Genomic DNA, 23190 nt, shown 5'->3' on the forward strand with positions numbered 1-23190 from the left:
TATTGACCACGCTTTGCCTCCTACTGCTGCCGTTTTCTGGGAAAACTATGCGTCAGCAGGGACTGTCGGGCAAAAGGGTAAATTGAGGCTTAAATCTAAAACTTTAGCCAATCAAATTTGCGGAACTATCGGCGCCTCGCACCTCTGCACGGGTTGGTTTGAATAGGCGGGTTGGTGACGCGCTGCCATCGCGGCACATCTCTGCCAAAGGGGCTGTTCAAAATCCGGGCGTGCCGCTGTCCTGGGGCTGGCGGGCCAGGTGTTTGGCTTTGATGGTCTCAGAGGTGTCGCGACTGCCATCGTGGCTATAGCCCGGCGGCGCCAGCGCATAGAGCAGCCTTTGCTTCAGGCTCAACCCCGGTTGTGTCATATCCCGGTAGATTGCCACCCATTCGTGAAAGGCCACCCGCAGGGGATTAAAGGTGGCGATATTGTAGACCAGCCCATAATCCACCGGATCGCTGTCCTGTTCCGGTACAAAGGTGCCAAAGATCTTGTCCCAGATGATAAACACCCCGGCGTAGTTGCAATCCAGATAGCGCGGATTGCGGCCATGGTGGGCGCGGTGGTGGCTGGGGGTGTTCATCACCGCCTCAAACCAGCGGGGCAGTTTGCCGATGGCTTCGGTGTGGATCCAGAACTGATAGACGAGGTTGATGCCACCGACAAAGAGCACCAGCGCCGGGTGAAACCCCAACAGCACCAGCGGCGCCCGCACCACCATCATAAAGGTAAAGGTGCCGGTCCAGGTCTGGCGCAGCGCCGTGGTCAGATTGTAATGCTGGCTGGAGTGGTGATTGACGTGGCTGGCCCAGACCCAGCGGATCCGGTGGCCAAAGCGGTGCACCCAATAATAGCGCAGATCATCCAGAACAAAGCAGAGGACGATCACCCCGATCGAGCTGCCAAGGTCCAGCGGCGTAATCTCCCACAAGACCATAAAGAATCCCCAGGCGATAAAGCCAAGTACAATTCCCGAGGCCACACTGCCGGCCCCCATAATCAGCGAGGTCACTGCATCGCGGGTCTCGTAGCGGCCCCCGCGCCCCTTGAGCGCGATCCATAGGAATTCGCCGAGGATGGCGGCGATGAAGATCGGCACCGCCAGTTGGGTCACATCAGGAAAGGAAAGCGGATCCATCGGTTACACCTCTGTTGCGGTGGCTAATGCGGCGGGGTGGTGGGCAATCAGGCGCTGCCAGTGCTCGGCCTCGGAACCGTTCAGATGCAGCTGCACCCCTGGCGCTGAGAAATCAGCCAGGCGGAGGTATAGCCCTTGCCTGGCGGTCTTCATTTCGACATTTTCCAGGCAGCGGGCCACGGTATCAGCGCCAAAGGACCAAACCAGGCCAAGCGGCGCGCTACCGTCCTCGGGTTGGATAAGAGCGGCATGGCCGTCCTCGGCCAGGGTCAACTGGGCAATGGGGCTGTCGGGGAACTGGCGCAGCCAGGCCTGCCGCGCCTGATCGGCGCTGAGCAGCCGCAGGTCTGAACGCCCGGTCAGATGCAACAAGACGGCGATCGCCGCGACACCCCCGACAACGAGGATCAACAAAAGCTCCAGCGGCATTGTCCCCTCCCTGATGATGCCCCGTGGCTCTCAGAATGGCGTTGCAAAGGCGCGGCTGTCAAAGGTGGCGTGGGGGAAAGCCCATTTGGGCAGAATGGTTGCTGCTACAGGTGTTTTATTCATCTGGCGGTAAAGCGGATTGTCGAACTGGGCGCTGCAGATGAATAGGCCTAAATGGAGCCGGCCCTGCAAGCGAACCTGCAAGGCTGACCCCATGTGGGAACGAGAGAGAGTACGAGATTAACTGCCGGTCTCGCTGTCAATCATCGCCGCAATGATCGCCTTGGCGCTGTCAGAGTTCCACTCGGCATCGCCCAGCAGCCGCGCGACTTCCTCGCCTTCGCGGTTCAAAAGCACGGTAATGGGCAGGCCGATCACCGCCATCTCGCGGGCCAGCGCCTGTTTGGGGTCCTGATGGCGCGGCAGATTGGTAATGCCGTTTTCGTCAAAGAACTTGACGATACCGGCTGGCGAGTTGCGCCCGGCTGCGATGGTCAGGACTTCAAAGTCCTCGCCGCCAAACTCTTGTTGCAGCTCGGCGATCTGCGGCATTTCCTTGCGACAGGGGGCACACCAGGTGGCCCAGAAGTTCAGCAGCACCACTTTGCCCTGATAGTCCTGCAGGCTGGCTTTGCCGCCGTCATCCTCCAGGAAAAACTCCGTCTGGGAGACCGCACGGGGCTGCGCATGCACCACCAGGCGTTTCAGGCTGTCGGCGCGCAGGGCCTCTAGTTCGGCCACATCTGCGGCCAATGCCGCATTTGCACCCAGGCCCAGGGCGATATAAAGGGAAAGATGACGTAACAGACGCATATTATCTCCGGGATTCCACCATGACAGATCAAGCCTCGAACCAGATGTGGGGCGGCCGCTTTGCCGCTGGCCCAGACGCGATCATGGAGGCGATCAACGCCTCGATCACTTTTGACAAGCGGATGGCTGCCCAGGACATTGCTGGCTCCAGGGCCCATGCAGCGATGTTGGCCGCAACAGGCGTTATAAGCGATAACGACGCCGAAGCAATTCGGGAAGGCCTGCTCACGGTCTTGTCAGAGATCGAGACCGGAACCTTTCAGTTCTCCACCGCGCTGGAAGACATTCACATGAACGTCGAGGCGCGCCTGAAAGAGGTGATCGGCGAACCCGCAGGGCGTTTGCACACGGGCCGGTCGCGCAACGATCAGGTTGCGACGGATTTCAAACTCTGGGTCCGTGATCAGCTGGACGCGGCCGAGACAGGCCTGCTGGCCTTGATCCGCGCGCTGTTGACCCAGGCCGAGGCAGGCGCTGACTGGGTGATGCCGGGCTTTACCCACCTGCAGGTGGCGCAGCCGGTGACCTGGGGCCATCACATGATGGCCTATGTGGAAATGTTTGGCCGCGACCTGTCCCGGGTCCGCGATGCCCGCAAACGCATGAACGAATCTCCCCTGGGGGCCGCAGCCCTGGCTGGCACCTCCTTTCCCATTGACCGCGAGATGACCGCTGCGGCGCTGGGCTTTGACCGGCCTGCGGCGAATTCGCTGGATGCGGTGTCGGATCGTGATTTTGCGCTGGAGTTCCTCTCCTGTGCCTCGATCAGCGCCATTCACCTGTCGCGCTTTGCTGAAGAGCTGGTGATCTGGTCCTCGGCGCAGTTCCGCTTTGTCACCCTGTCGGATCGCTTCTCAACCGGGTCGTCGATCATGCCACAAAAGAAAAACCCCGACGCGGCAGAGCTGATCCGCGCCAAGGTGGGGCGGATCTTTGGTGCCAACACCGCGCTGATGATGGTGATGAAAGGTCTGCCGCTGGCCTATTCCAAGGACATGCAGGAAGACAAAGAGCAGGTCTTTGATGCCGCCGACAACTGGATGCTGGCTCTGGCAGCGATGGAAGGCATGGTCAAAGACATGAGCGCCAACCGCGCCGAGCTGGCCGCGGCTGCCGGCTCTGGGTTCTCGACTGCGACCGATCTGGCGGATTGGCTGGTGCGGGTGCTGGGGCTGCCGTTCCGCGACGCCCATCACGTGACCGGCTCGCTGGTGGCCCTGGCCGAAGGCCGCGGCTGTGACCTGCCAGATCTGACACTAGAAGACATGCAGGGCGTCCATGGTGAGATCACGCAGGATGTCTTTACTGTTCTTGGCGTTGAGAACTCGGTAAACTCGCGCATGTCCTATGGCGGCACCGCGCCGGCGCAGGTGCGTGCCCAGGTGGCCCGCTGGACGGCGCTTTTGCAGGCCTGAAGCGGCTCTAAAGCTTGTAAACATGAGCGTGGGCAGCCTTGAACTGCGGCCCGCGCCCCCCATCTAAGCCCGATAGCAACCGGGCCGGTTTCTGGAGGCGTGACAATGAAGACTTGGATGCTCAACTTGATTGGGATCACCGTCCTGACGGCAGGATTAAGCGCCTGTGGCGTCGATGGGGAGCCGGTGCGCCCCGCTCTGAATGCGGGCATTGGGGTTTCCAACTCTGGCGTCCATGCCGGTGGCTCGGTTGGGCTGCAAAAGGGTCCGGTGAGTGTTCTTTTTGGTTTCTAGGTGTTTGCAAGACCTTGGGCTTAGTGCCCGTCATCGTGCAGACGGTCCCCCGGAATGGGCAGGAGTATTTAACAGTGATCCGTATTTTTCTGGTTCTTGGCGTCCTCGGCCTGTCTGCCTGTGATTTGCCGCAGTCCTACGCCCAGGCGCCCAAGCCCGATAAGGCAGAACAGCCGCCTGCCTCCGGGGTGCGGGTTTCGGGATATGCCCGCGTCGGTGTTTCACACCACTTCTGACTTTTCACAGCTTCCGACCCGGGGCCTGGGCGATTGCCAAAGCGCAGGTTTTACAGGGAATCATTTGCCAGCCCTGCCGGTTTTGGTCTAATCGCCAAGGCATGGATCACTTTCTCTACCGCGACGGCGCGCTTTACGCCGAAGACGTGCCGGTTGCCGAGATTGCGGCTGCCGTGGGCACTCCGTTTTATGTCTATTCCACCGCCACCCTGCAGCGCCATTTCCGCCTGTTCGACGAGGCGCTGGCGGGCATGGATCATCTGGTTTGCTACGCGATGAAGGCGGCCAGCAATCAGGCTATCCTCAAGACCCTGGCCCAGGTTGGCGCCGGCATGGATGTGGTCAGCCAGGGCGAATATCTGCGGGCCAAGGCGGCCGGGGTTCCGGGCGACAAGATCGTGTTCTCCGGCGTTGGCAAAACCGCAGAGGAAATCCGCTGTGCCCTGTCCGGCGGCATTCGCCAGTTCAACGTCGAATCCGAGCCCGAGATGGCCGTGATCAACGCGGTGGCGCTGGAGCTGGGGCAGGTGGCGCCGATCACCATTCGGGTGAACCCGGATGTGGATGCCAAGACCCATGCCAAGATCGCCACCGGAAAATCCGAGAACAAATTTGGCATCCCCATTTCCCGCGCCCGCGAGGTCTATGCCCATGCGGCGACGCTGCCGGGGCTCAAGGTCATTGGCATTGACTGCCATATTGGCTCGCAGCTGACCGATCTGGAGCCCTTCCGCAAAGCCTATGAAAAAATCGCCGACCTGACCGAAAGCCTGCGCGGCGATGGTCACGACATTCGCCGTCTTGATCTCGGCGGTGGGCTGGGCATTCCCTATACCCGCTCGAATGAGGCGCCGCCGCTGCCGGTGGAATATGGCCAGCTGATCAAGGACACGCTGGGCCATCTGGGCTGCGAGATCGAGATCGAGCCCGGCCGCCTGATCGCGGGTAATGCAGGGCTGATGGTCAGCAAGGTGATCTATGTGAAATCCGGCGAGGATCGCGAGTTTCTGATCGTGGATGGCGCGATGAATGACCTGATCCGCCCCGCCATGTATGAGGCGCACCATGATATCGTTGCGGTACATGAGCCCGCACCGGGGATCGAAAACCGCCCCTATGATATCGTGGGGCCGGTCTGCGAAACTGGCGATACCTTTGCCAAACAACGCGACATGCCACCCCTGACGGCTGGGGATCTCATCGCCTTTCGCAGTGCCGGGGCCTATGGCGCGGTGATGGCCAGCGAATACAACTCGCGGCCCCTGATTCCCGAAGTTCTGGTGCACGAGGATCAATTTGCGGTTATTCGCCGACGTCCGGACTTTGACGAAATGATAAACCGCGATACCATCCCGGAGTGGCTGTAACAGGTCCGGCAGAACCTGCCGGGTTAGCGGCCACATGCACCGCCCAAAGGAGGCAGAGCAGTGATGGCGCGACCTGGTAAGCAAACGGGTAATCGAACTGGCAAGACTGACCCACGCTTGCATCCCCTGCGATGGCCGCTGCGGCTGACGCAGGCGGGGCTGGTCTGTGAACGCGCCCTGCGGGCCTTTTGGTCGCTGTTTTCCGTTCTGGCGGTGACAGCTGCAGCGCTGATGCTGGGGCTGCATGAACTGATGTCGCCGCTTTTGTTCTGGGGCACTGCCGTTGTGGCGCTGGCCGCGATGCTGGCCAGCCTGGTCTTTGGGCTGTGGCGCTTTCGCTATCCCCGCCGGACAGAGGTGCTGGCGCGGTTGGATGCCAGCCTGCCGGGCCGTCCGGTCAGTGCCTTGCTGGATGCCCAGGCGATTGGGGTTGCGGATGCCGGAGCAACGGCCCTGTGGCAGGCGCATCAGGCACGCATGGCGCGGGCTGCGGCAATGGCGCGTGCGCCGGCTCCAAACCTGCGGATCGCGGCGGCGGATCCTTTTGCGCTGCGCTATGTGGCGCTGGTCTCGCTGCTTATTGCGCTGGTTTTTGGCTCCTTCTGGCGGGTTGGCACGCTTTCGGCCCTGGCGCCGGGGGGCGCTGAGGCGGCAATGGCTGGCCCCTCCTGGGAGGGCTGGATCGAACCGCCGCTTTATACCGGCCTGCCGGTTCTCTATCTTAATGACCAGCAAGGCGAACGGTTGCAGTTGGCAGAGGGCAGCCGCATCACCCTGCGGTTTTACGGCGAAGTCGGGGCTTTGACCCTGGTGCAGAGCCTGTCGGTTCAAGACGCGCCTGATGCGCAGGATGACGCGCAGGATCCGGGGCTTGAACATGACATCGCGGTTGAGCGCTCCGGCAATCTGGAGATCCAGGGACGTGGCGGGCAGCGCTGGGAGGTTGCGGTGGTGCCGGATCAACCCCCGAGCATTTCCATAACCGGCCTGCCCGAGCTGATGGAGGACGGCGCCCTGTCGCTGCCCTTCCTGGCGCAGGATGATTACGGGATCGAGGGCGGCACGGTGCGTATCTCGCTGGACCACCTCGCCCTGTCGCGCCGTCACGGATTGCTGCCGGATCCCGAGACACGCGCCGACATAGAGCTGGACTTGCCGATGCCGGTGAGCGGATCGCGACAGGCGTTTGAAGGCCTGTTGATCGAGGATTTTTCCACCCATCCCTGGGCCAATCTGCCAGTGGTGTTCAGCGTCTCGGTCCGCGATGCGGCGGGGCAGTCCTCGGTCTCGTCAGGGCTGGGGGCACCGCTGGTGGCGCCACGGTTTTTTGATCCCCTGGCGGCAGCCGTGGCGGAACAGCGCCGGGATTTGATCTGGTCGCGCGGCAACAGCTTGCGCATCACCCAGCTGCTGCGGGCGCTGTCGCACCGCCCCGAGGATCTGTTCCGCGAGGCGGGCAGCTATCTGCAAATGCGCGGTATTCTGCGCGGGCTTGAGGTGGCTTTGCACCAGGGCAGCGCGACCGAGATGCCAATAAGCGAGGGCCAGCGGGATGAAACCGCAGCGGCACTTTGGGCCCTGGCGCAGAGCCTGGAAGAGGGCGATATCGGCGATGCCCTGGAGCGGATGCAGCGGGCCAAGGAGCGCCTAAGCCAAGCGATGCGAGAAGGGGCAAGCGACGAGGAAATCGCCCGCCTGATGCAGAAACTGCGCGAGGCCACCCAGGATTACATGCGCCAGCTGCAGCGTCAGGCGCAGCGCGACAATCCGTCGGGAGACAGCGGTGAGGCGCAGGAAAATGCCATGACGCTGAGCCAGCAGGATCTGCAGGCGATGATGGACCGCATTCAGGAATTGATGGAACAGGGGCGCATGGCTGAAGCGGAACAGGCGCTGGAAGAGTTCCAGCGGATGATGGAAAACATGCGGATCAGCCAGAGCCAGCAGGGGCAGAACGGCTCTGACGGTCAGCAGGCGATGGAAGATCTTGGCGAGACCCTGCAAGAGCAACAGGGGCTTTCCGATCAGGCCTTTCGCGATTTGCAGGAACAGTTCAACCCCAATGCCCAGGCCGGCGAAAGCCAAGGCAATGAAGGCCGCAGCGGCGGCCAGGGCCGGGGGCAGCAGCACCAGGGCGGCACCGGCGGTGAGGGCCAGTCCGGCGAAGACGGCAGTCAGGGTCAGGGCGGTCAATCTCCAGGCCAGTCTCCGGGCCAATCCGCTGACGGATCATCCCAGGGCGGTGCCGAGGGGGGATCAGCCGGTGCGGGTAGCCTGGCCGAACAACAGCAGGCCCTGCGAGAGGCCCTGCGGCGGCAACAACAGGGGCTGCCCCTGGGGCAGGGCGCAGAGGGCGAAGCCACCAAAGAGGCGCTGGATCGCGCCGGTGAGGCGATGGATGGCGCCGAAGAAGCCCTGCGTCAGGGTGATTTGGCGGAAGCAATTGATCGCCAATCCGAGGCCATGGAGGCCCTGCGCGAAGGCATGCGTGCTCTGGGGGAGGCAATCGCGCAGAACCAACAACCCGGACAGCAACAGGGCCAGGGGGACAGCGCATCCTCTGGGCAAGCCGACCCCTTGGGGCGGGATCGCAATGCCGGCGGGCTGGCAGGGGAGCAAAACTCGGAGTTTGGTGATGGCCGGGCGCATCGCCGCGCTTGGGATCTGCTGGAAGAACTCCGCCGCCGGGTGGGTGAACAAGACCGGGCAGAAGACGAGCGGCGCTATTTTGAACGTCTGTTGGATCAATTCTAAACCCGCGGCAGGGTGATGTGCCCTGTATTTCCCTGTCTGGGCAAGCAATGCCCCTCTCTGGCGCAAGCGCAAGGGGGGGCTCCCGCCCAGGACTTGGGGATTTGAAAATCCCGCGTCCTCGTTGGGCCGGGCGCCTACCGCTCTAAGAGAGCGGTAGGCGCGGCTCCAGGCTGCACTGTCGAGGGAAGATCCATGCGGCGGCCTATTTGGCTGTGGCAGCAGATCGGCCCCGGTGAACGTGGGCACACTGGAATATGGGCACACTGACTGAGACGTCGCCTGCTAACAGGCCAGAAAAACAAGTTGGGAAAACTGGCCAGAAAAACAGGCCCCAAAAACAGGCAGGTGAAACAGGTCGAGAATATCGGCCGGGACAGTTGCCGCAAAACCCTTGGTGGGTTGCACGGCGCGCCTGCGACTTACCAGCTTATCTGCCAGCATATCCGCCAGTGATCAGGAATGTGATCAGCGAGTCCTCTTCCTGTGGCCAGCCAGCGGGGGCGCTTACAGCTGAGGTTTCTGCAAGGCTGTGACCTGTGTGGCCAGCCAAAGCCGGAGCTGATCCACCCAGGTCACATAGCTGCTCAGGTAGGGGTCGGCCTGGGGCAGAATTTCCGCGATTTGCGGCGCATTGCTGTAGACCATCACCAGCGCCAGAACAGCCAGCACAGCCAGGGCAAAGCCACGGGTAAACCCGGATTTCCGGGGGGCCGGTGCCATGTGCTCGGACTCTGGCGGCGGTGGGCTGTCTGCTGCGCGCAGGGTTGAGTTGATCTCTTCGATGTCTGGCAACACGCCGCGCTTTAGTCCGCTGGCCTCGGCGGCTAACTGGCGCGGATCTTCGCCGCGAATGCGGGCCATGCGGTCTTTGGCCTGGCGCGAGCGCTGGGCCTCTTCGTTTTCAGGCAGATCATCAAGCCCCAGGTTGGGCTGTGTCTCCAATGTCTGGCTTTGGTCCGCAGCGCGTAGGCTGGCTTCCCGCTCTGCTTCCTCGCGCAGGATCTCGCTGAGAGCGGGATCCAGCCCACGGGCGGGCGACTGGGGGGGCTGAGGCGGCGACTGGGGGGCAGGCTCGGCGTGATCCTCGGCGGCGGCGTCCTGCGCCTGCTGCGGGAAATCCTCTGTTGGCGAGACGTCAGCGGCATCCTGAGCCGTACTGTCGGAGGTCGCAGAAGGGTCGAGCTGAGGCTCGGATGCAAAGGTGACCTCGGTATCCTGGTCGGCGCGGTCGGGGTGTTCAGTGGCTGTCCGCGCCGGAGCGGCATCTGCTGCCGGTTCAGGGGCGGGTGGCTCTGCAAAATCCGGGTCTGCAGTGGCATCGGGGGCAATGCCCGCGGCCTGTTGAAACCAGGTATCGCCGCAGTTGGAGCACTGCACATCACGACCTTCATCGGGAATGACGTCATCCGGTACTTCGTACTGGGCACCACAATTCGGGCAGGTCAGACGCATAAGATCTCCTTGACCCCGGCGGTCTCCGGGGAGCTGTCGGCAGTATTTCTAAATGACAATAGGCAGTTCGGCGCTTTGGTGAAAGGGTGAATTGTGCTTTGTCGGCGCCGTCAGGGGGGGCATTGGGCGCTTTGAACCATGGCCCATTGAAACTGACGGGCTGCTGGGGCAAAACTGCTGAGCGCATACAGGGGACAGTCGTGATAGAGCTGGAAAACGTTGGCTACAACTACGGAGGCGGGGAGTTGCTGAGCGATGTCTCGGTAAAGCTGGCTCCGGGGTCTTTTCATTTCCTGACCGGGCCGTCGGGCGCAGGCAAGACCACGCTGTTGAAACTCTGCTATGGGGCGCTGACGCCGACCTTGGGGCGGGTGCGAGCCTTTAACATGGATGTACAGGGGCTGGACCGGGATCAGATGGCGCATTTGCGGCGTCGTGTCGGGGTAGTGCATCAGGACTGCCGGTTTCTGGACCACCTTGCGGTGATCGAAAACATTGCCCTGCCGCTGATTGTTGCCGGCAAGGATCTGTCCCAGGAAGAGGCCAACCTGCGCGAATTGCTGACCTGGGTTGGCCTGTCCCAGCGCGCCGATGCGCTTCCGCCGGAACTGTCGGGCGGTGAGCGACAGCGGGCGGCGCTTGCACGGTCGGTGATCCTGTCGCCGGATGTGATTATCGCGGATGAGCCCACCGGCAACGTCGACTGGGAGATGTCACAGCGGCTTTTGCAGTTGCTGGTCGAACTCAACCGGATGGGCAAAACCATTCTGGTGGCGACCCATGATATGGCTCTGATCCGGGCTGCCAAGAAACAGGTGCAGGCGCGGGTGCTGCGGATCTCGGCCAAACAGCTGATCCAAGCGGGGGCAGACCTATGAGCGAAGGACGGTTGCGTAAACTCATCATGGGCGATGCTCAGGCGGACCGGGTGGTGCCGCCCAGCGGGTTTACCGCCCAGCTGACCCTGTTTGTCTCAGGCGCGATGGCGTTTCTGGCGGTGTTTGCCCTGGCGCTGTCGCTGGCCTCGGGACGGCTGGCCAATCGCTGGGCGGATGAGCTGGCCCGCGCCGCCACCCTGCGGATCAATGCCCCTGCCGAGCAGAGTCTGGCCCAGACCGAAGCGGCACTGACAATTTTGCGCCAAACCCCTGGGGTGGCCTCGGCCCGTGCCTTTAGCGCCGAAGAACAGGCTGAGCTGCTGTCCCCCTGGTTTGGATCCTCTCTGGCCATCGACAGCCTGCCGGTGCCGCAACTGATCGAGGTGATCGAAGGCGATCCCGGCTATGACGGCACCGGGCTGCGCCTGCGCCTGCAGGCCGAGGTGCCGGGGGCGGTGCTGGATGACCATACCCGCTGGCGCGCGCCGTTGGTGGATGCCGCCCGCGCCCTGCGCCGTTTGGGAGCGGTCTCCATTTTGCTGATTGCCGGCGCCACGGCGGCGATGATCACGCTGGCGGCCAATGCCGCGCTTGCCGCCAATGCGCAGGTGATCGAAGTGCTGCGGCTGGTCGGGGCGCTGGACAGCTATATTGCCCATGCCTTTGTGCGCCGCTTTACCCTGCGCGCCCTTGGCGGGGCTGCGGTTGGCGTTGGCCTGGGTATGATCGGGGTCTGGCTGATGCCAAGTGCCTCGAATGAGGGTGGGTTTTTGACCGGGCTTGGGTTTCAGGGCTGGGCCTGGGTGCTGCCACTGTTGATCCCGCCTTTGGGGGCCTTGGTCGCCTTTGCCGCCACCACCCGCGCCGCCAATAAACGTTTGGGAGATTTGACGTGACATTTGCAATTCAGTGGCTGCGGTCCTTTCTCTTTGTGTTTCAGATCTATTTCATGATGCCAATCTTTGGCCTGATGTTTGCGCCCTGGGCGATCTTTAGCAAACGCGGCGCCCGGGCCTGCTGCAAAAGCTATTCGCGCTGGGTGTTCTGGACGGCACGTTTCATGGTGGGCATTCGCTGTGAAGTGCGCGGCACGCCGCCATCGGGTGAGGTGCTGATTGCCGCAAAACACCAGTCGTTTCTGGACATCATGATGATCTTTACCGCGCTGCCCACAGCCAAGTTCATCATGAAAAAAGAGATCCTGCGCACCCCCGTAATTGGCCAATATGCCAAGCTGCTGGATTGTGTCGCGGTGGATCGCGGCAAGCGCGGCGCGGCCATCGACAAGATGGTGCAGGACGTCAGGGCAGGCCACCAGGAGGCAGGCCAGTTGATCATCTATTCACAAGGCACCCGCGTCGCGCCGGGCGTCAAGGCGGATTACAAGGTTGGCACCGGGGTGCTGTATGAGCAGCTGGGCCAGCCCTGTGTGCCAGTGGCCACCAATGTTGGTGTGCTTTGGCCGCGCACCGGCATCCTGCGCAAACCCGGCGTGGCGGTGGTGGAATTCCTTGACCAGATCGAGCCAGGCCTGGACCGCAAGGAGTTCATGGACACTCTGGAGACGCGGGTAGAAGAGAAATCGGACGCATTGATGCGGGAATTGGGATTTGATCCAGATGCAGTATCTTAAAACGATTGACGACCTGGAGGCGCTTTATGGCACGCCGGGGGGGCCTTCGTTGCGCAAGGTGGCGCGCCGGATGACGCCGCTCTATCGCCAATGGATCATGGCCTCCAAGCTGTGCATGTTGACCACCGTGGGGCCGGAGGGCACCGATGACAGCCCGCGCGGCGACGATGGCCCGGTGGTGCAGGAGCTGGATCCCGGCACCCTGGCACTGCCCGATTGGCGCGGCAATAACCGGTTGGATTCCCTGCGCAATATCGTTCGCGACGGGCGTGTTTCGCTGATGTTTCTAGTGCCGGGATCCAACAATGTCATGCGGGTCAATGGCACCGCTCAGGTGACGGCGGATGCGGATCTGCGCGCCCGGTTCGAAAAGAAGGGCAAGCAACCCGCCACGGTGATCGTCATCGCCATTGATGAGATCTACAGCCAATGCGCCCGTGCCCTGCTGCGCGCAGGCACCTGGACAGGTCTAGACGAAAGCCAGGGCCTGCCCTCGATGGGCGAAATCCTGGCCGAGCAGACCGATGGCGAAGAGGGTGGCAAGGACTATGACCAAGCCTGGGGTGCACGGGCAGCCCAGACCATGTGGTAGCCGATGGAGCAGGTGCTGGCTGAGCCCGATGTAACGGCGTTTATGGTCTGGTTGGGGGGATACCTGTCAGTCTTTGTGCTGCTTCTGTGGTGGTCGCGTCAGTTCCGCGAATGTTTTCTCGACTGGATCACCCTGAAGGACCCTTTTGGGCTGCGGTTCTGGGGGCAAAACATTCTGTTTGCAGCGTTCACCCTGGCCTATTTTGCCGTGGCTGTCCTGTTCCTCGGAGGCTGAGCCCCATTGGGCAGAGGCCGCGCCTTGGAGCAGCCTCTGCGCTTGTGTTGTTCCGGGGCGACCGGGTCAGGCGATGACCTCACCAATCAATACCTGCGGCTGGATATTGGTGAAATTTGCCACATCTGCCATCACCGGGCCTGAGACCTTCATCGCGGCGCCCATGGCCTCCCGATCGGCAAAGACGATTGTGGCCACGGCATGAAACCCGGCGGGCTGATCCGGGCCACCGGCGAGCCCCTTGGTGATCAGAACCCGGTCGATATGTGGCCCCATATGTTCCTGAACCAGCGGCATATGCGTATCGGCATAATAGGCGTGGTCAAAGGTACTGCCGTCGCTGACCGGATAGATAACTTGTAGTGACACAGCCATGTGCCGTCCTCCCTTGGATTTCTATGACATCAGTAGACAACTGATACGGCGGCTTTCCTAGTGATAGTTTTTGCGACGCTGCGCTGCGTTCAGATCTAGGGGCCTTAAGGGGCCTTAGCCTGTTGGGGAGGTTAGGAAGAGAATGCTGTTGGAACTCTGCCCCGAGTTTGGATGGGCGCTAAAGAAAACGCCCCACCTTTTGGGGGATTGGATCTTCCCTACAAACCAGCCCTGCTCAAACACGTCTGGATCGGAGGATGACAGCCGAGGGTCGACTGCTAGGTCTGGAAATTCCTAAGAAACGATTTTTCTGGTCAGCTCCAGAAGTTGTTTGGCATCGGCCTCGGACAGAGCAAAGGGGTGATATGTTGCCACAGTACAGTAGCTGGCCTCGATACTGATGAAGCTACCAGAGGCCTGATCAATCCACTGGGACGAGGATGGGCTACGTTTGCGAAGCACCAGATTGGCTTCTGCCTTTGCTACGACGTTTTCTCCGCGATGATTTGGCAGACAATAGTCGCTGAACAGAGCGGCGAGACGCTCGGCGCGGCTGGGCAGAGGCCAGAGGACCGCGGCGAGGGTAAAGCCTGCTAACAGGCCCAAGGCAACAATGGGGAAAAGAATATGTTTCTTCAAAATGCACAGCCTATAGGAAACGCCCCGACAAAAAATGCCGGGGCGCGAAAGGCGAAGTTAGCTGTGGATGGCGCCATTGCCGCAGGCCAGGGCGGCTTCGCGCACGGCTTCCGAATAGGTCGGATGGGCGTGGCAGGTCAGGGCGACGTCTTCGGCGGAGGCGCCAAATTCCATCGCGACGCAGAGCTCGTGGATCAAGTCGCCAGCGCCGGGGCCAATGATGGCAGCGCCCAGGATACGGTCGGTTTCCTTGTCGGTGATGATTTTGACAAAACCGCCTTCGGCCTGGTGCACCGCCTTGGCGCGGGCATTGGCCATGAAGTTGAACTTACCAACCTTGATCTTGCGACCCTCAGCCTTGAGCGCATCCTCAGTCGCGCCAACGGTGGCGACCTCGGGGGTGGTGTAGACCACACCGGGGATAACGCCGTAGTTCACGTGACCATGTTTGCCACCAATGACATCGGCCACGGCCATGCCTTCATCTTCGGCTTTATGGGCCAGCATTGGGCCCTCGATCACGTCGCCAATGGCATAGATGCCAGGCACATTGGTGCGCCACTGGGAGTCGGTGGCGATCTGGCCGCGCTCGGTCAGTTTGACACCCAGTGCCTCCAGACCCAGCCCATCTGCATAGGCTTTGCGCCCGGTTGCAACCAGCACCACATCGGCATCGAGGACCTCCTCGGTCTCGGGGGATTTCTTCAGGGCATATTTTACCTTGGCTTTAGTTTTGGAGGCCTCAACCCCCTGCACCGCAGCACCCATGATAAAGGTCAGACCCTGTTTTTCCAGGATACGCTTGAAGCCGCGCTGCACGTCTTTGTCCATGCCGGGGCAGACCGCGTCCATATATTCAACAACGGTGACTTCTGATCCGAGACGGGCGTAGACCGAGCCAAGTTCCAACCCGATGACGCCGGCGCCGATGACGACCATTTTCTTTGGCACTTTGGGCAGATCCAGCGCGCCGGTGGAGGTGACAACGATCTTTTCGTCGACCTCGACGCCGGGCAGGCTCGAGGGCACAGAGCCAGTGGCCACAACGATGTTCTTGGCCTCATGGGTGTCATCGCCGACCTTGACCTGACCAGCAGCGGGGATTGAAGCCCAGCCTTTGAGCCAGTCGATTTTGTTCTTTTTCATCAGGAATTCGATACCGCCAGTGTTCTGGCCCACGACGTCTTCCTTGTAGGATTTCATCTGGTTCCAGTCGACGGAGGGAGATTTGCCTTTGAGCCCCATGCTGCCAAAGTTGTGTTCGGCTTCGTGCAGCATATGGGTAGCATGCAGCAGCGCCTTGGAGGGGATGCAGCCAATGTTGAGGCAGGTGCCGCCGAGGGTCTCGCGGCCCTCTACGATGGCGGTTTTGAGGCCCAGCTGGGCGCAGCGGATGGCGCTGACATAGCCGCCGGGGCCTGCACCGATGATGATGACGTCGTAGCTTGCCATTATTGAGGGTCCTTTTGCGGTTTGTGTTGGGGAGGGGGCTCTGCCCCCGGCCCGAGTGGGCCTCCCCCGAGGTATTTGTGGTAAGATGAAAGCCTAGATGAGGGCGGCGATCAACATGGTTGTGGTGGCCAGAAGGCCAATGAACCAGATCACCGAGCGCCAGGGGGAGAGCCCCAGGGCATAGGCGGGGACATAGGCGATCCGCGCGGCCAGATAGATCCAGGCGCTGGTTTGGGTGACTGCGGTGGACTGATCGCCAAGGGTGATAACGATGCAGGCGATGGTAAAGAGCGCGAGGCCTTCATAGTGGTTTTCCATCGCCCGTTTGAAACGGCCTGCGGTGCCGGTCAGCGTGACGGGTTCATCGCGGGGGCCAAGAGCGACGCGGCGGCTGACCTGTTGGTTGGCGGTAAAGGAAAAGGCGCAGAATTGCAGGACCTGCAGCAGCGCGGCGAGTGTGAGGGTGGTGAGTTCTGTGGTCATTTTACCAAGGCCTAACGTGCTGTCTGTGCAAGCGTTGAGCATCCGAAAACGCCAAGACTTCGCCTGTTTCCTCTAGCATGGAGCATCTAGAGATGACATCGCGCAGCAGTCCTCCCACCGTGTAGCGAAACTTATCATATCGCAACTGATCAACGCTTTGCTCTAGCTCGTCTGTAAACGTGATCGGAAGCTTTTCACAAGCTTCGAAAATTTTATCCGTTTCAAAACTGGCATCCCATGCATGCGCAAACTTATTTCTGATTTCGTTTAATGCGATCAGAGATACAGCCTCAGTCTTTCCAACTAGACCGAGCCCCTGAGCAAGCGCGGTTTTGCTCGTGAAGTTTTTTAGGGCACCGTCCAAATCTCGTTTTTGTTTGCTATTCATGTCAGACGTGTCGAGGCGAATTTTGAGGAGTTTACCCAACAACCTGTCCAGGGCGCACATAGTGATCAGGACGACTGCTCGGGGAGATTCATCGCGAAGGCCCTGTGTGAAAGTATTGAGCTCAGCTGCATCACTGAGCACGCGCTCAAACCCTGGAATGTACGATTGTTTAGGTTCTCTCATGGCTAAAACACCCAATCCAATGCCCCACTCCAAAGTCAGAGTGGGGCAATTGTTTTTTTACAGATCCATCAGCAGGCGGCGGGGATCTTCCAGGGCTTCCTTGACGCGCACCAGGAAGGTCACGGCGCCTTTGCCGTCGACGATGCGGTGGTCGTAGCTCAGCGCCAGATACATCATCGGGCGGATCACCACTTCACCGTTGATCGCCATGGGACGGTCCTGAATCTTGTGCATGCCGAGGATGCCGGACTGTGGCGGGTTCAGGATCGGCGAGGACATCAGCGAGCCATAGACGCCGCCGTTGGACAGCGTGAAGGTACCGCCCTGCATGTCAGCCATAGACAGTTTGCCGTCGCGCGCCAGTTTGCCCTTGGCCGAGATGGCCTTTTCGATTTCCGCAAAGGACATCGCATCGGCGTCGCGGATTACGGGAACCACCAGGCCAGTCGGGGTGCCGGCGGCCACGCCCATGTTGACGTAGTTCTTGTAGACGATGTCGGTGCCGTCGATTTCAGCGTTTACTTCGGGCACTTCTTTCAGGGCGTGGCAGCAGGCCTTGGTGAAGAAGGACATGAAGCCGAGCTTGACGCCGTGTTTCTTGAGGAACTCGTCCTTGTATTCGTTGCGCAGGTCCATGACCGCGCCCATGTCCACCTCGTTATAGGTGGTGAGCATGGCGGCGGTGTTCTGGCTGTCCTTGAGGCGGCGCGCGATGGTCTGGCGCAGGCGGGTCATCTTGACCCGTTCCTCGCGGCTGGCGTCCTCGGCGCTGACGGGGGCGCGTGGCGATGATTGCGCGGGCTGCTCCGAGCTGGCGGCTGCCGCGGATGTGGCAGCGGCGGTGGCGCGGGCCACGTCCTCTTTCATGACGCGGCCATCGCGGCCCGACCCCTGCACCTGATCGGGCGAAAGGCCCTTTTCGGCCATCGCCTTCTTGGCGGAGGGGGCGTTTTCGACATCCTTGCCGGAGCCCGAGCCGGAGTCAGAGCCCGAGGACTGGGCGGCGGCGGGCGCGTCATCGGATTTCGCGGCGGGGGCTGCGCCTTCGCCCGAGGTCATGACGGCGAGTTTGCCGCCGGCCTGAACCGTGTCGCCTTCGGCGGCGAGGATTTCGCCGATCGTGCCGGCGGCAGGGGCGGGCACCTCGACCGAGACCTTGTCGGTTTCCAGCTCGCAGAGCATCTCGTCCTGGGCGACGGTGTCGCCGACCTGCTTGAACCAGGTCGAGACGGTGGCCTCGGAGACGGATTCGCCGAGAGTGGGCACCATCACGTCGATGCTTGCGCCCGAGGGCGCGCTGTCGCCGGAGCCGGACGCGGCGGCGGCGCTGTCGCCGTCATCCCCGGCCTTGGATTTCTCCTTGGGCGCGGGCGCCGCGCCTTCGCCTTCGGAGATGGTGGCGAGCAGGGCATCGACGCCCACGGTCTCGCCTTCGGCGGCGACGATCTCGCCCAGGGTGCCGGCGGCGGGGGCGGGAACCTCGACCGTGACCTTGTCGGTTTCCAGCTCGCACAGCATTTCATCCTGTGCCACGGAATCGCCGGGCTTCTTGAACCAGGTGGCGACGGTGGCCTCGGACACGGATTCGCCGAGCGTGGGGACGCGAACTTCAGTGGTCATGCGTTATTTCCCTTCGATGGTCAGCGCGGCATCGACCAGCGCCTCTTGTTGTGTCTTGTGTTGAGAAGCCAGGCCCGTGGCGGGCGAGGCGGCGGCCGGACGGCCGGCATAGGTGGGGCGCGTGTGCTTGGCGTCGATACGTTGCAGCACCCATTCGATGTTGGGTTCGATGAAGGACCAGGCGCCCTGGTTCTTGGGCTCTTCCTGACACCAGACCATGTCGGCCTGCTTGAAGCGCTCCAGTTCCTTGACCATCGACATGGCGGGGAACGGGTAATATTGCTCGACCCGCATCAGGTAGACATCGTCGATACCGCGGCTGTCGCGTTCCTCAAGCAGGTCGAAATAGACCTTGCCCGAACACATCACCACGCGGCGGATCTTGTCATCGGGTTTCAGCTTCGTGTCGGAATTGCCGTATTGCGCATCGTCCCAGAGCACGCGGTGGAAGCTGGAGCCGCTGGTGAAATCCTCGGTCCTGGAAATTGCCAATTTGTGACGCAGGAGCGATTTGGGCGTCATCATGATCAGCGGCTTGCGATAGGTGCGGTGCAGCTGGCGGCGCAGGATATGGAAGTAATTGGCCGGGGTGGTGCAATTGGCCACGATCCAGTTGTCGCCACCGCACATGGTCAGGAAGCGTTCGAGACGGGCCGAGGAGTGTTCCGGCCCCTGGCCCTCGTAGCCATGCGGCAGCAGGCAGACGAGGCCCGACATCCGCAGCCACTTGGATTCACCGGAGCTGATGAACTGGTCGAACATGATCTGCGCGCCGTTGGCGAAATCGCCGAACTGGGCCTCCCAGAGGGTCAGGGCGTTGGGCTCGGCGAGGCTGTAGCCATATTCGAACCCGAGCACCGCGTATTCCGACAGCATCGAGTCGATCACCTCGTAGCGGGCCTGCCCCTCGCGGATATGGTTGAGGGGAAAATACCGCTCTTCGGTGTCCTGATTGATCAGGGCCGAATGGCGCTGGCTGAAGGTGCCGCGGGTGCTGTCCTGACCGGAGAGGCGGACCGGGTAGCCTTCGAGCTGAAGGGAGCCGAAGGCGAGCGCCTCGGCGGTGGCCCAATCGAAGCCCTCGCCGGAGTCGAACATCTTCTTCTTGGTCTCGAGCAGGCGGCCAACCGTCTTGTGCAGCGGGAAGCCATCGGGCGCGGTGGTGAGCGCGCTGCCGATTTCCTGGAAGGTTTCCGGCGCGATGGCGGTTTCGCCGCGCTGGTAATCCTCGTCCTTGCGGTCGAGATGGGACCATTTGCCATCCAGCCAGTCGGCCTTGTTGGGACGGTACTCCTTGCCGGCCTCGAACTCGTCGGCCAGATAGGACTGGAAGGCGGCCTTCATGTCCTCGATCTCGCCTTCGGGGATCAGGCCATCGGCGACGAGGCGTTCGGTGTAAAGGCTGAGCGTGGTCTTGTGCTTCTTGATCTCGTTATACATCACCGGGTTGGTGAACATGGGCTCGTCGCCCTCGTTATGGCCGAAGCGGCGATAACAGATCATGTCGATCACCACGTCCTTCTGGAACTTCTGGCGGAATTCCGTGGCGACCTTGGCGGCGTGGACCACGGCCTCGGGGTCGTCGCCATTGACGTGGAAGATGGGTGCCTCGACCATCAGCGCGATATCGGTGGGATAGGGCGATGAGCGCGAGAAATGCGGCGCGGTCGTGAAGCCGATCTGGTTGTTCACGACGATATGCATGGTGCCGCCGGTCTTGTGCCCCTTGAGGCCCGAGAGACCGAAACATTCGGCCACGACGCCCTGGCCGGCAAAGGCCGCGTCGCCATGCAGCAGGATGGGCAGGACGCTGGTGCGTTCGCTGTCGCTCAGCTGGTCCTGCTTGGCGCGCACCTTGCCCAGGACCACGGGGTTCACCGCCTCGAGATGCGAGGGGTTGGCGGTCAGCGTCAGGTGGACCTTGTTGCCGTCGAATTCGCGGTCGGAGGATGCGCCGAGATGGTATTTCACGTCGCCTGATCCGTCCACGTCCTCGGGCTTGAAGCTGCCGCCCTGGAATTCGTTGAAGATCGCGCGATAGGGTTTGCCCATCACGTTGGCCAGCACGCTGAGGCGGCCGCGGTGGGGCATGCCGATGACGATTTCCCGGACCCCGAGGCTGCCGCCGCGCTTGATGATCTGTTCCATCGCGGGAATCAGGCTTTCGCCGCCATCAAGGCCGAAACGCTTGGTGCCCATGTATTTGACATGCAGGTATTTCTCGAAGCCCTCGGCCTCGACCAGCTTGTTGAGGATCGCCTTGCGCCCCTCGCGGGTGAAGGTGATTTCCTTGTCGTAGCCTTCGATCCGCTCCTTCAGCCAGGCGGCCTGTTCGGGATCGGAAATATGCATGTATTGCAGCGCGAAGGTGCCGCAATAGGTGCGTTTGACGATGTCGAGGATCTGGCGGATCGAGGCGACCTGAAGGCCCAGAACATTGTCGATGAAGATCGGGCGGTCCATGTCGGTTTCGGTGAAACCGTAGGATTTCGGGTCAAGCTCGGGGCGGTGGCCATGATCGCGCAGGCCAAGCGGATCCAGTTCGGCGATGAGGTGGCCGCGGATGCGGTAGGCGCGGATCAGCATCAGCGCACGCACGGAATCGAGCACTGCGCGCTTGACAGACTCATCCGAGACCTCGACGCCGGTTTCGGCGGCCTTCTGGCGGATCTTCTCGTCGGCCCTGGCGGTTTCGATCTCGGCTGGCCATTCGCCGGTAAGGGCGCTGGTCAGGTCGTCATTGGGCACCGGCGGCCAGTCGGCGCGCGCCCATGAGGGGCCAGCGGCCTCCTTGCGCACATCGCTGTCGCCATCGCCGAGCTGCGAAAAGAACGCCTGCCAGGCTTCGTCAACGGCGTTGGGGTCGTTGGCGTAGCGCGCATAGAGCTGTTCGAGATATTCGGCATTGTGCCCCTGCATGAAGGAGGAGGCATGGAACTGGTCGTTGGGGCTTTGGTCTGTCATGGTCGTTCTCCGCGCGAAAGGGCGCATTCAGTCATTTGGACAGTTCGGATTTCACCAGCTTTTCAACCGTGCTCTGAAGGCCTTTGAAGCTGTGGCCTGCGCCCTTGACGGGCACGAAACCGGCCGGGAGGCCGCGGGCGCGGGTGGCATCGATATAGGCCTGCGAAAGCTGCGGGAAAGTGTTGTTGTCGGACGTGCCGACGGCGGCGATGATCCGGGTGCCGGGGGCGATCCCGGAGATCAGGCGGTGGGGCGAAACGCTGTTGCGCCAGGCCGATTTGCCGCGGGCGTTGCGCCATTCTTCGAGGTTGCAGGGACAGGAGACGAGGATCACGCTGTCGAGGAGGCCGGGATATGCGCCGGCGATCGCGCCAAGCTGTGCCGCGCCGCCGGAATGGCCGACCGCGATCACGCGCCTGTTGCCGGTCTGTTGGGCAAGCGCCTGGATGGTCTTGGCGACAAGGGCGTTGTTGGCGCTGGTGTAGTGGTCGCGTCGGCCATTGTGGGAGCCGGGCGATTTGCCGCCGCGCGCATCCGTATAGCCGGGGCGCAACATGGCGAAGACGCTGGCGCCCTTGTTCTGCGCGGCGATCCGCCTGGCGATATCGTAGTGGTAATCGGCCGGGCCGCCCTTGCTGACATCGCCGTGCAGGATGACCACCAGCGCGCGGTTGCCGCCGCCGAACAGCTTGCCGTCAAGCGGGCCGGGGGACTGTGCCTGCGCGCCCGAGGCGAGAAGGCCGAAGAACAAGGCGACGGACACCGCAGCGGCGCGCATGGCGCGGGTGTGGGCCGTTCTGGGTTGATCCGTCATCGCGTGTCCTTTCCGACCGGTCTGATGAAGCAGCAGGAGAGAAACCCGGATGGTCGCTCAGGTGCCCGTCATGATGCTTCGCCGGGGCGAAAGGGTGGGCGGTGATGCCGCCCACCCCGGTGATGTTCAGCCCTTGATCGCGGCCAGCACGGCCTCGCCCAGGGTGGCGGGGCTGTCGGCGACGGTGATCCCGGCGGATTTCATCGCCTCGATCTTGTCGTCGGCGCCGCCCTTGCCGCCGGCGACGATGGCGCCCGCGTGGCCCATGCGGCGGCCCGGAGGGGCGGTGCGCCCGGCGATGAAGCCTGCGGTGGGTTTCCAGCGGCCCTTCTTGCGTTCGGAGGCGAGGAACTCGGCGGCGTCTTCCTCAGCGGAGCCGCCGATTTCGCCGATCATGATGATCGCCTCGGTCTCGTCATCGGCGAGGAACCATTCCAGCACGTCGATATGTTCAGTCCCCTTGATCGGGTCGCCGCCGATGCCGACGCAGGTGGACTGGCCAAGGCCCACATCGGTGGTCTGCTTGACCGCCTCGTAGGTGAGCGTGCCCGAGCGCGACACGACGCCGACCTTGCCACGCTTGTGGATATGGCCGGGCATGATGCCGATCTTGCAGGCGTCGGGGGTGATGACGCCGGGGCAGTTGGGGCCGATCAGCGTGGATTTCGAGGTTTCCAGCGCGCGCTTGACGCGCATCATGTCCAGGACCGGGATGCCTTCGGTGATGCAGACGATCACGTCCATTTCGGCGTCGATCGCCTCGAGGATCGAGTCGGCGGCGAAGGGCGGCGGGACGTAGATGACCGACGCGTTCGCGTCCGTCTGGTGCTTGGCCTCGTGGACCGAGTTGAAGACCGGCAGGTCAAGATGCGTCTGGCCGCCCTTGCCGGGGGTGACGCCGCCGACCATCTTTGTGCCATAGGCGATGGCCTGTTCGGTGTGGAAAGTGCCCTGCGAGCCGGTGAGGCCCTGACAGATCACCTTGGTGTTTTCGTCGATGAGGACTGCCATCTTGGCGTTCTCCTTTGGAAATT

23 protein-coding genes are annotated in these 23190 nt (G+C 62.1%); 10 read left to right on the top strand and 13 right to left on the bottom strand.

All coding sequences use genetic code 11. From position 1 onward, the window contains the following. Positions 1-217 precede the first annotated feature (217 nt). From QZ268_RS17065 to QZ268_RS17075, 3 genes are all read right to left on the bottom strand, one after another. Positions 218-1141, bottom strand: coding sequence for a sterol desaturase family protein (locus tag QZ268_RS17065; RefSeq protein ID WP_295454943.1), 924 nt, complete (start codon positions 1139-1141; stop codon positions 218-220). A 3-nt stretch (positions 1142-1144) separates the two neighbouring features. Further along, positions 1145-1570 carry a hypothetical protein gene (locus QZ268_RS17070; protein WP_295454945.1) on the bottom strand — a complete coding sequence of 142 codons (426 nt, stop codon included), beginning with the start codon at positions 1568-1570 and terminating at the stop codon, positions 1145-1147. Positions 1571-1810: 240 nt separating this feature from the next. Further along, positions 1811-2383 (bottom strand): TlpA disulfide reductase family protein, encoded by a 573-nt coding sequence (locus QZ268_RS17075; protein WP_295454946.1) that lies wholly within the window; start codon positions 2381-2383, stop codon positions 1811-1813. Between the two features lie 20 nt (positions 2384-2403). Between QZ268_RS17075 and argH the strand changes: the two genes are divergently transcribed. The 5 genes from argH (at position 2404) to QZ268_RS17100 (ending at position 8449) form a co-directional block, all read left to right on the top strand. Next, entirely contained in the window at positions 2404-3798 is a 1395-nt protein-coding gene (argH, locus tag QZ268_RS17080; protein ID WP_295454948.1) for an argininosuccinate lyase, read from the top strand. A 105-nt stretch (positions 3799-3903) separates the two neighbouring features. Next, on the top strand, positions 3904-4092 hold the full coding sequence (locus QZ268_RS17085) for a hypothetical protein (protein WP_295454950.1): 189 nt from the start codon (positions 3904-3906) through the stop codon (positions 4090-4092). A 74-nt stretch (positions 4093-4166) separates the two neighbouring features. After that, entirely contained in the window at positions 4167-4328 is a 162-nt protein-coding gene (locus QZ268_RS17090; RefSeq protein WP_295454952.1) for a hypothetical protein, read from the top strand. 101 nt (positions 4329-4429) lie between these two features. Continuing rightward, positions 4430-5695, top strand: a complete 1266-nt coding sequence (lysA, locus tag QZ268_RS17095; protein WP_295454954.1) for a diaminopimelate decarboxylase — start codon at positions 4430-4432, stop codon at positions 5693-5695. 63 nt (positions 5696-5758) lie between these two features. Then, a complete protein-coding gene (locus QZ268_RS17100; RefSeq protein ID WP_295454956.1) occupies positions 5759-8449 on the top strand; it encodes a TIGR02302 family protein in 2691 nt (896 codons plus the stop codon). A gap of 504 nt (positions 8450-8953) precedes the next feature. On the opposite strand, the gene QZ268_RS17105 is transcribed toward QZ268_RS17100, so the two are convergent. Continuing rightward, on the bottom strand, positions 8954-9901 hold the full coding sequence (locus tag QZ268_RS17105; RefSeq protein WP_295454958.1) for a zinc-ribbon domain-containing protein: 948 nt from the start codon (positions 9899-9901) through the stop codon (positions 8954-8956). A gap of 200 nt (positions 9902-10101) precedes the next feature. On the opposite strand from QZ268_RS17105, the gene QZ268_RS17110 reads away from it, so the two are divergent. From QZ268_RS17110 to QZ268_RS17130, 5 genes are read left to right on the top strand one after another with little or no spacing between them, the layout of a single operon-like run. Beyond that, on the top strand, positions 10102-10779 hold the full coding sequence (locus QZ268_RS17110; RefSeq protein ID WP_295454960.1) for an ATP-binding cassette domain-containing protein: 678 nt from the start codon (positions 10102-10104) through the stop codon (positions 10777-10779). Beyond that, positions 10776-11675: a cell division protein FtsX gene (locus QZ268_RS17115; RefSeq protein WP_295454962.1), complete on the top strand. Its 900-nt coding sequence runs from the start codon at positions 10776-10778 to the stop codon at positions 11673-11675. Before QZ268_RS17110 ends, QZ268_RS17115 begins: the two co-directional genes overlap by 4 nt. Then, positions 11672-12412 (top strand): lysophospholipid acyltransferase family protein, encoded by a 741-nt coding sequence (locus QZ268_RS17120; RefSeq protein WP_295454964.1) that lies wholly within the window; start codon positions 11672-11674, stop codon positions 12410-12412. Before QZ268_RS17115 ends, QZ268_RS17120 begins: the two co-directional genes overlap by 4 nt. Next, positions 12399-13004, top strand: coding sequence for a pyridoxamine 5'-phosphate oxidase family protein (locus tag QZ268_RS17125; RefSeq protein ID WP_295454965.1), 606 nt, complete (start codon positions 12399-12401; stop codon positions 13002-13004). Before QZ268_RS17120 ends, QZ268_RS17125 begins: the two co-directional genes overlap by 14 nt. A 3-nt stretch (positions 13005-13007) precedes the next feature. Continuing rightward, positions 13008-13238: a hypothetical protein gene (locus QZ268_RS17130; RefSeq protein WP_295454967.1), complete on the top strand. Its 231-nt coding sequence runs from the start codon at positions 13008-13010 to the stop codon at positions 13236-13238. A 66-nt stretch (positions 13239-13304) separates the two neighbouring features. On the opposite strand, the gene QZ268_RS17135 is transcribed toward QZ268_RS17130, so the two are convergent. The 9 genes from QZ268_RS17135 to sucD form a co-directional block, all read right to left on the bottom strand. Beyond that, positions 13305-13613 carry an EthD family reductase gene (locus tag QZ268_RS17135; RefSeq protein ID WP_295454968.1) on the bottom strand — a complete coding sequence of 103 codons (309 nt, stop codon included), beginning with the start codon at positions 13611-13613 and terminating at the stop codon, positions 13305-13307. A 294-nt stretch (positions 13614-13907) separates the two neighbouring features. Further along, positions 13908-14252: a hypothetical protein gene (locus QZ268_RS17140; protein ID WP_295454970.1), complete on the bottom strand. Its 345-nt coding sequence runs from the start codon at positions 14250-14252 to the stop codon at positions 13908-13910. A gap of 57 nt (positions 14253-14309) precedes the next feature. Continuing rightward, the gene (lpdA, locus tag QZ268_RS17145; protein WP_295454972.1) at positions 14310-15704 is read right to left on the bottom strand and encodes a dihydrolipoyl dehydrogenase; all 1395 of its coding nucleotides are present in this window, start codon (positions 15702-15704) and stop codon (positions 14310-14312) included. A gap of 93 nt (positions 15705-15797) precedes the next feature. After that, positions 15798-16187 (bottom strand): MAPEG family protein, encoded by a 390-nt coding sequence (locus QZ268_RS17150; RefSeq protein WP_295454974.1) that lies wholly within the window; start codon positions 16185-16187, stop codon positions 15798-15800. Between the two features lies 1 nt (position 16188). Beyond that, positions 16189-16758, bottom strand: coding sequence for a hypothetical protein (locus QZ268_RS17155; RefSeq protein WP_295454975.1), 570 nt, complete (start codon positions 16756-16758; stop codon positions 16189-16191). Positions 16759-16815: 57 nt separating this feature from the next. Continuing rightward, positions 16816-18378, bottom strand: a complete 1563-nt coding sequence (gene odhB / locus QZ268_RS17160; RefSeq protein ID WP_295454977.1) for a 2-oxoglutarate dehydrogenase complex dihydrolipoyllysine-residue succinyltransferase — start codon at positions 18376-18378, stop codon at positions 16816-16818. 3 nt (positions 18379-18381) lie between these two features. Then, the gene (locus tag QZ268_RS17165) at positions 18382-21342 is read right to left on the bottom strand and encodes a 2-oxoglutarate dehydrogenase E1 component (RefSeq protein ID WP_295454978.1); all 2961 of its coding nucleotides are present in this window, start codon (positions 21340-21342) and stop codon (positions 18382-18384) included. 31 nt (positions 21343-21373) lie between these two features. After that, the gene (locus tag QZ268_RS17170) at positions 21374-22156 is read right to left on the bottom strand and encodes an alpha/beta fold hydrolase (protein ID WP_139837431.1); all 783 of its coding nucleotides are present in this window, start codon (positions 22154-22156) and stop codon (positions 21374-21376) included. Between the two features lie 126 nt (positions 22157-22282). Further along, on the bottom strand, positions 22283-23167 hold the full coding sequence (gene sucD / locus QZ268_RS17175) for a succinate--CoA ligase subunit alpha (RefSeq protein ID WP_085819108.1): 885 nt from the start codon (positions 23165-23167) through the stop codon (positions 22283-22285). Positions 23168-23190 lie beyond the last annotated feature (23 nt).

The sequence above is a fragment of the uncultured Pseudophaeobacter sp. genome, assembly GCA_905479575.1.
Lineage (GTDB): Bacteria > Pseudomonadota > Alphaproteobacteria > Rhodobacterales > Rhodobacteraceae > Pseudophaeobacter.

Bases quoted from the DNA above. Each gene is read 5' to 3' on its own strand.
- lysA (WP_295454954.1), top strand. From the start codon at position 4,430: ATGGATCACTTTCTCTACCGCGACGGCGCGCTTTACGCCGAAGACGTG.
- sucD (WP_085819108.1), bottom strand. From the start codon at position 23,167: ATGGCAGTCCTCATCGACGAAAACACCAAGGTGATCTGTCAGGGCCTC.
- odhB (WP_295454977.1), bottom strand. From the start codon at position 18,378: ATGACCACTGAAGTTCGCGTCCCCACGCTCGGCGAATCCGTGTCCGAG.
- QZ268_RS17065 (WP_295454943.1), bottom strand. From the start codon at position 1,141: ATGGATCCGCTTTCCTTTCCTGATGTGACCCAACTGGCGGTGCCGATC.
- QZ268_RS17135 (WP_295454968.1), bottom strand. From the start codon at position 13,613: ATGGCTGTGTCACTACAAGTTATCTATCCGGTCAGCGACGGCAGTACC.
- QZ268_RS17115 (WP_295454962.1), top strand. From the start codon at position 10,776: ATGAGCGAAGGACGGTTGCGTAAACTCATCATGGGCGATGCTCAGGCG.
- QZ268_RS17170 (WP_139837431.1), bottom strand. From the start codon at position 22,156: ATGACGGATCAACCCAGAACGGCCCACACCCGCGCCATGCGCGCCGCT.
- argH (WP_295454948.1), top strand. From the start codon at position 2,404: ATGACAGATCAAGCCTCGAACCAGATGTGGGGCGGCCGCTTTGCCGCT.
- QZ268_RS17150 (WP_295454974.1), bottom strand. From the start codon at position 16,187: ATGACCACAGAACTCACCACCCTCACACTCGCCGCGCTGCTGCAGGTC.
- QZ268_RS17155 (WP_295454975.1), bottom strand. From the start codon at position 16,758: ATGAGAGAACCTAAACAATCGTACATTCCAGGGTTTGAGCGCGTGCTC.
- QZ268_RS17130 (WP_295454967.1), top strand. From the start codon at position 13,008: ATGGAGCAGGTGCTGGCTGAGCCCGATGTAACGGCGTTTATGGTCTGG.
- QZ268_RS17165 (WP_295454978.1), bottom strand. From the start codon at position 21,342: ATGACAGACCAAAGCCCCAACGACCAGTTCCATGCCTCCTCCTTCATG.
- QZ268_RS17125 (WP_295454965.1), top strand. From the start codon at position 12,399: ATGCAGTATCTTAAAACGATTGACGACCTGGAGGCGCTTTATGGCACG.
- QZ268_RS17105 (WP_295454958.1), bottom strand. From the start codon at position 9,901: ATGCGTCTGACCTGCCCGAATTGTGGTGCCCAGTACGAAGTACCGGAT.
- lpdA (WP_295454972.1), bottom strand. From the start codon at position 15,704: ATGGCAAGCTACGACGTCATCATCATCGGTGCAGGCCCCGGCGGCTAT.
- QZ268_RS17070 (WP_295454945.1), bottom strand. From the start codon at position 1,570: ATGCCGCTGGAGCTTTTGTTGATCCTCGTTGTCGGGGGTGTCGCGGCG.
- QZ268_RS17085 (WP_295454950.1), top strand. From the start codon at position 3,904: ATGAAGACTTGGATGCTCAACTTGATTGGGATCACCGTCCTGACGGCA.
- QZ268_RS17075 (WP_295454946.1), bottom strand. From the start codon at position 2,383: ATGCGTCTGTTACGTCATCTTTCCCTTTATATCGCCCTGGGCCTGGGT.
- QZ268_RS17100 (WP_295454956.1), top strand. From the start codon at position 5,759: ATGGCGCGACCTGGTAAGCAAACGGGTAATCGAACTGGCAAGACTGAC.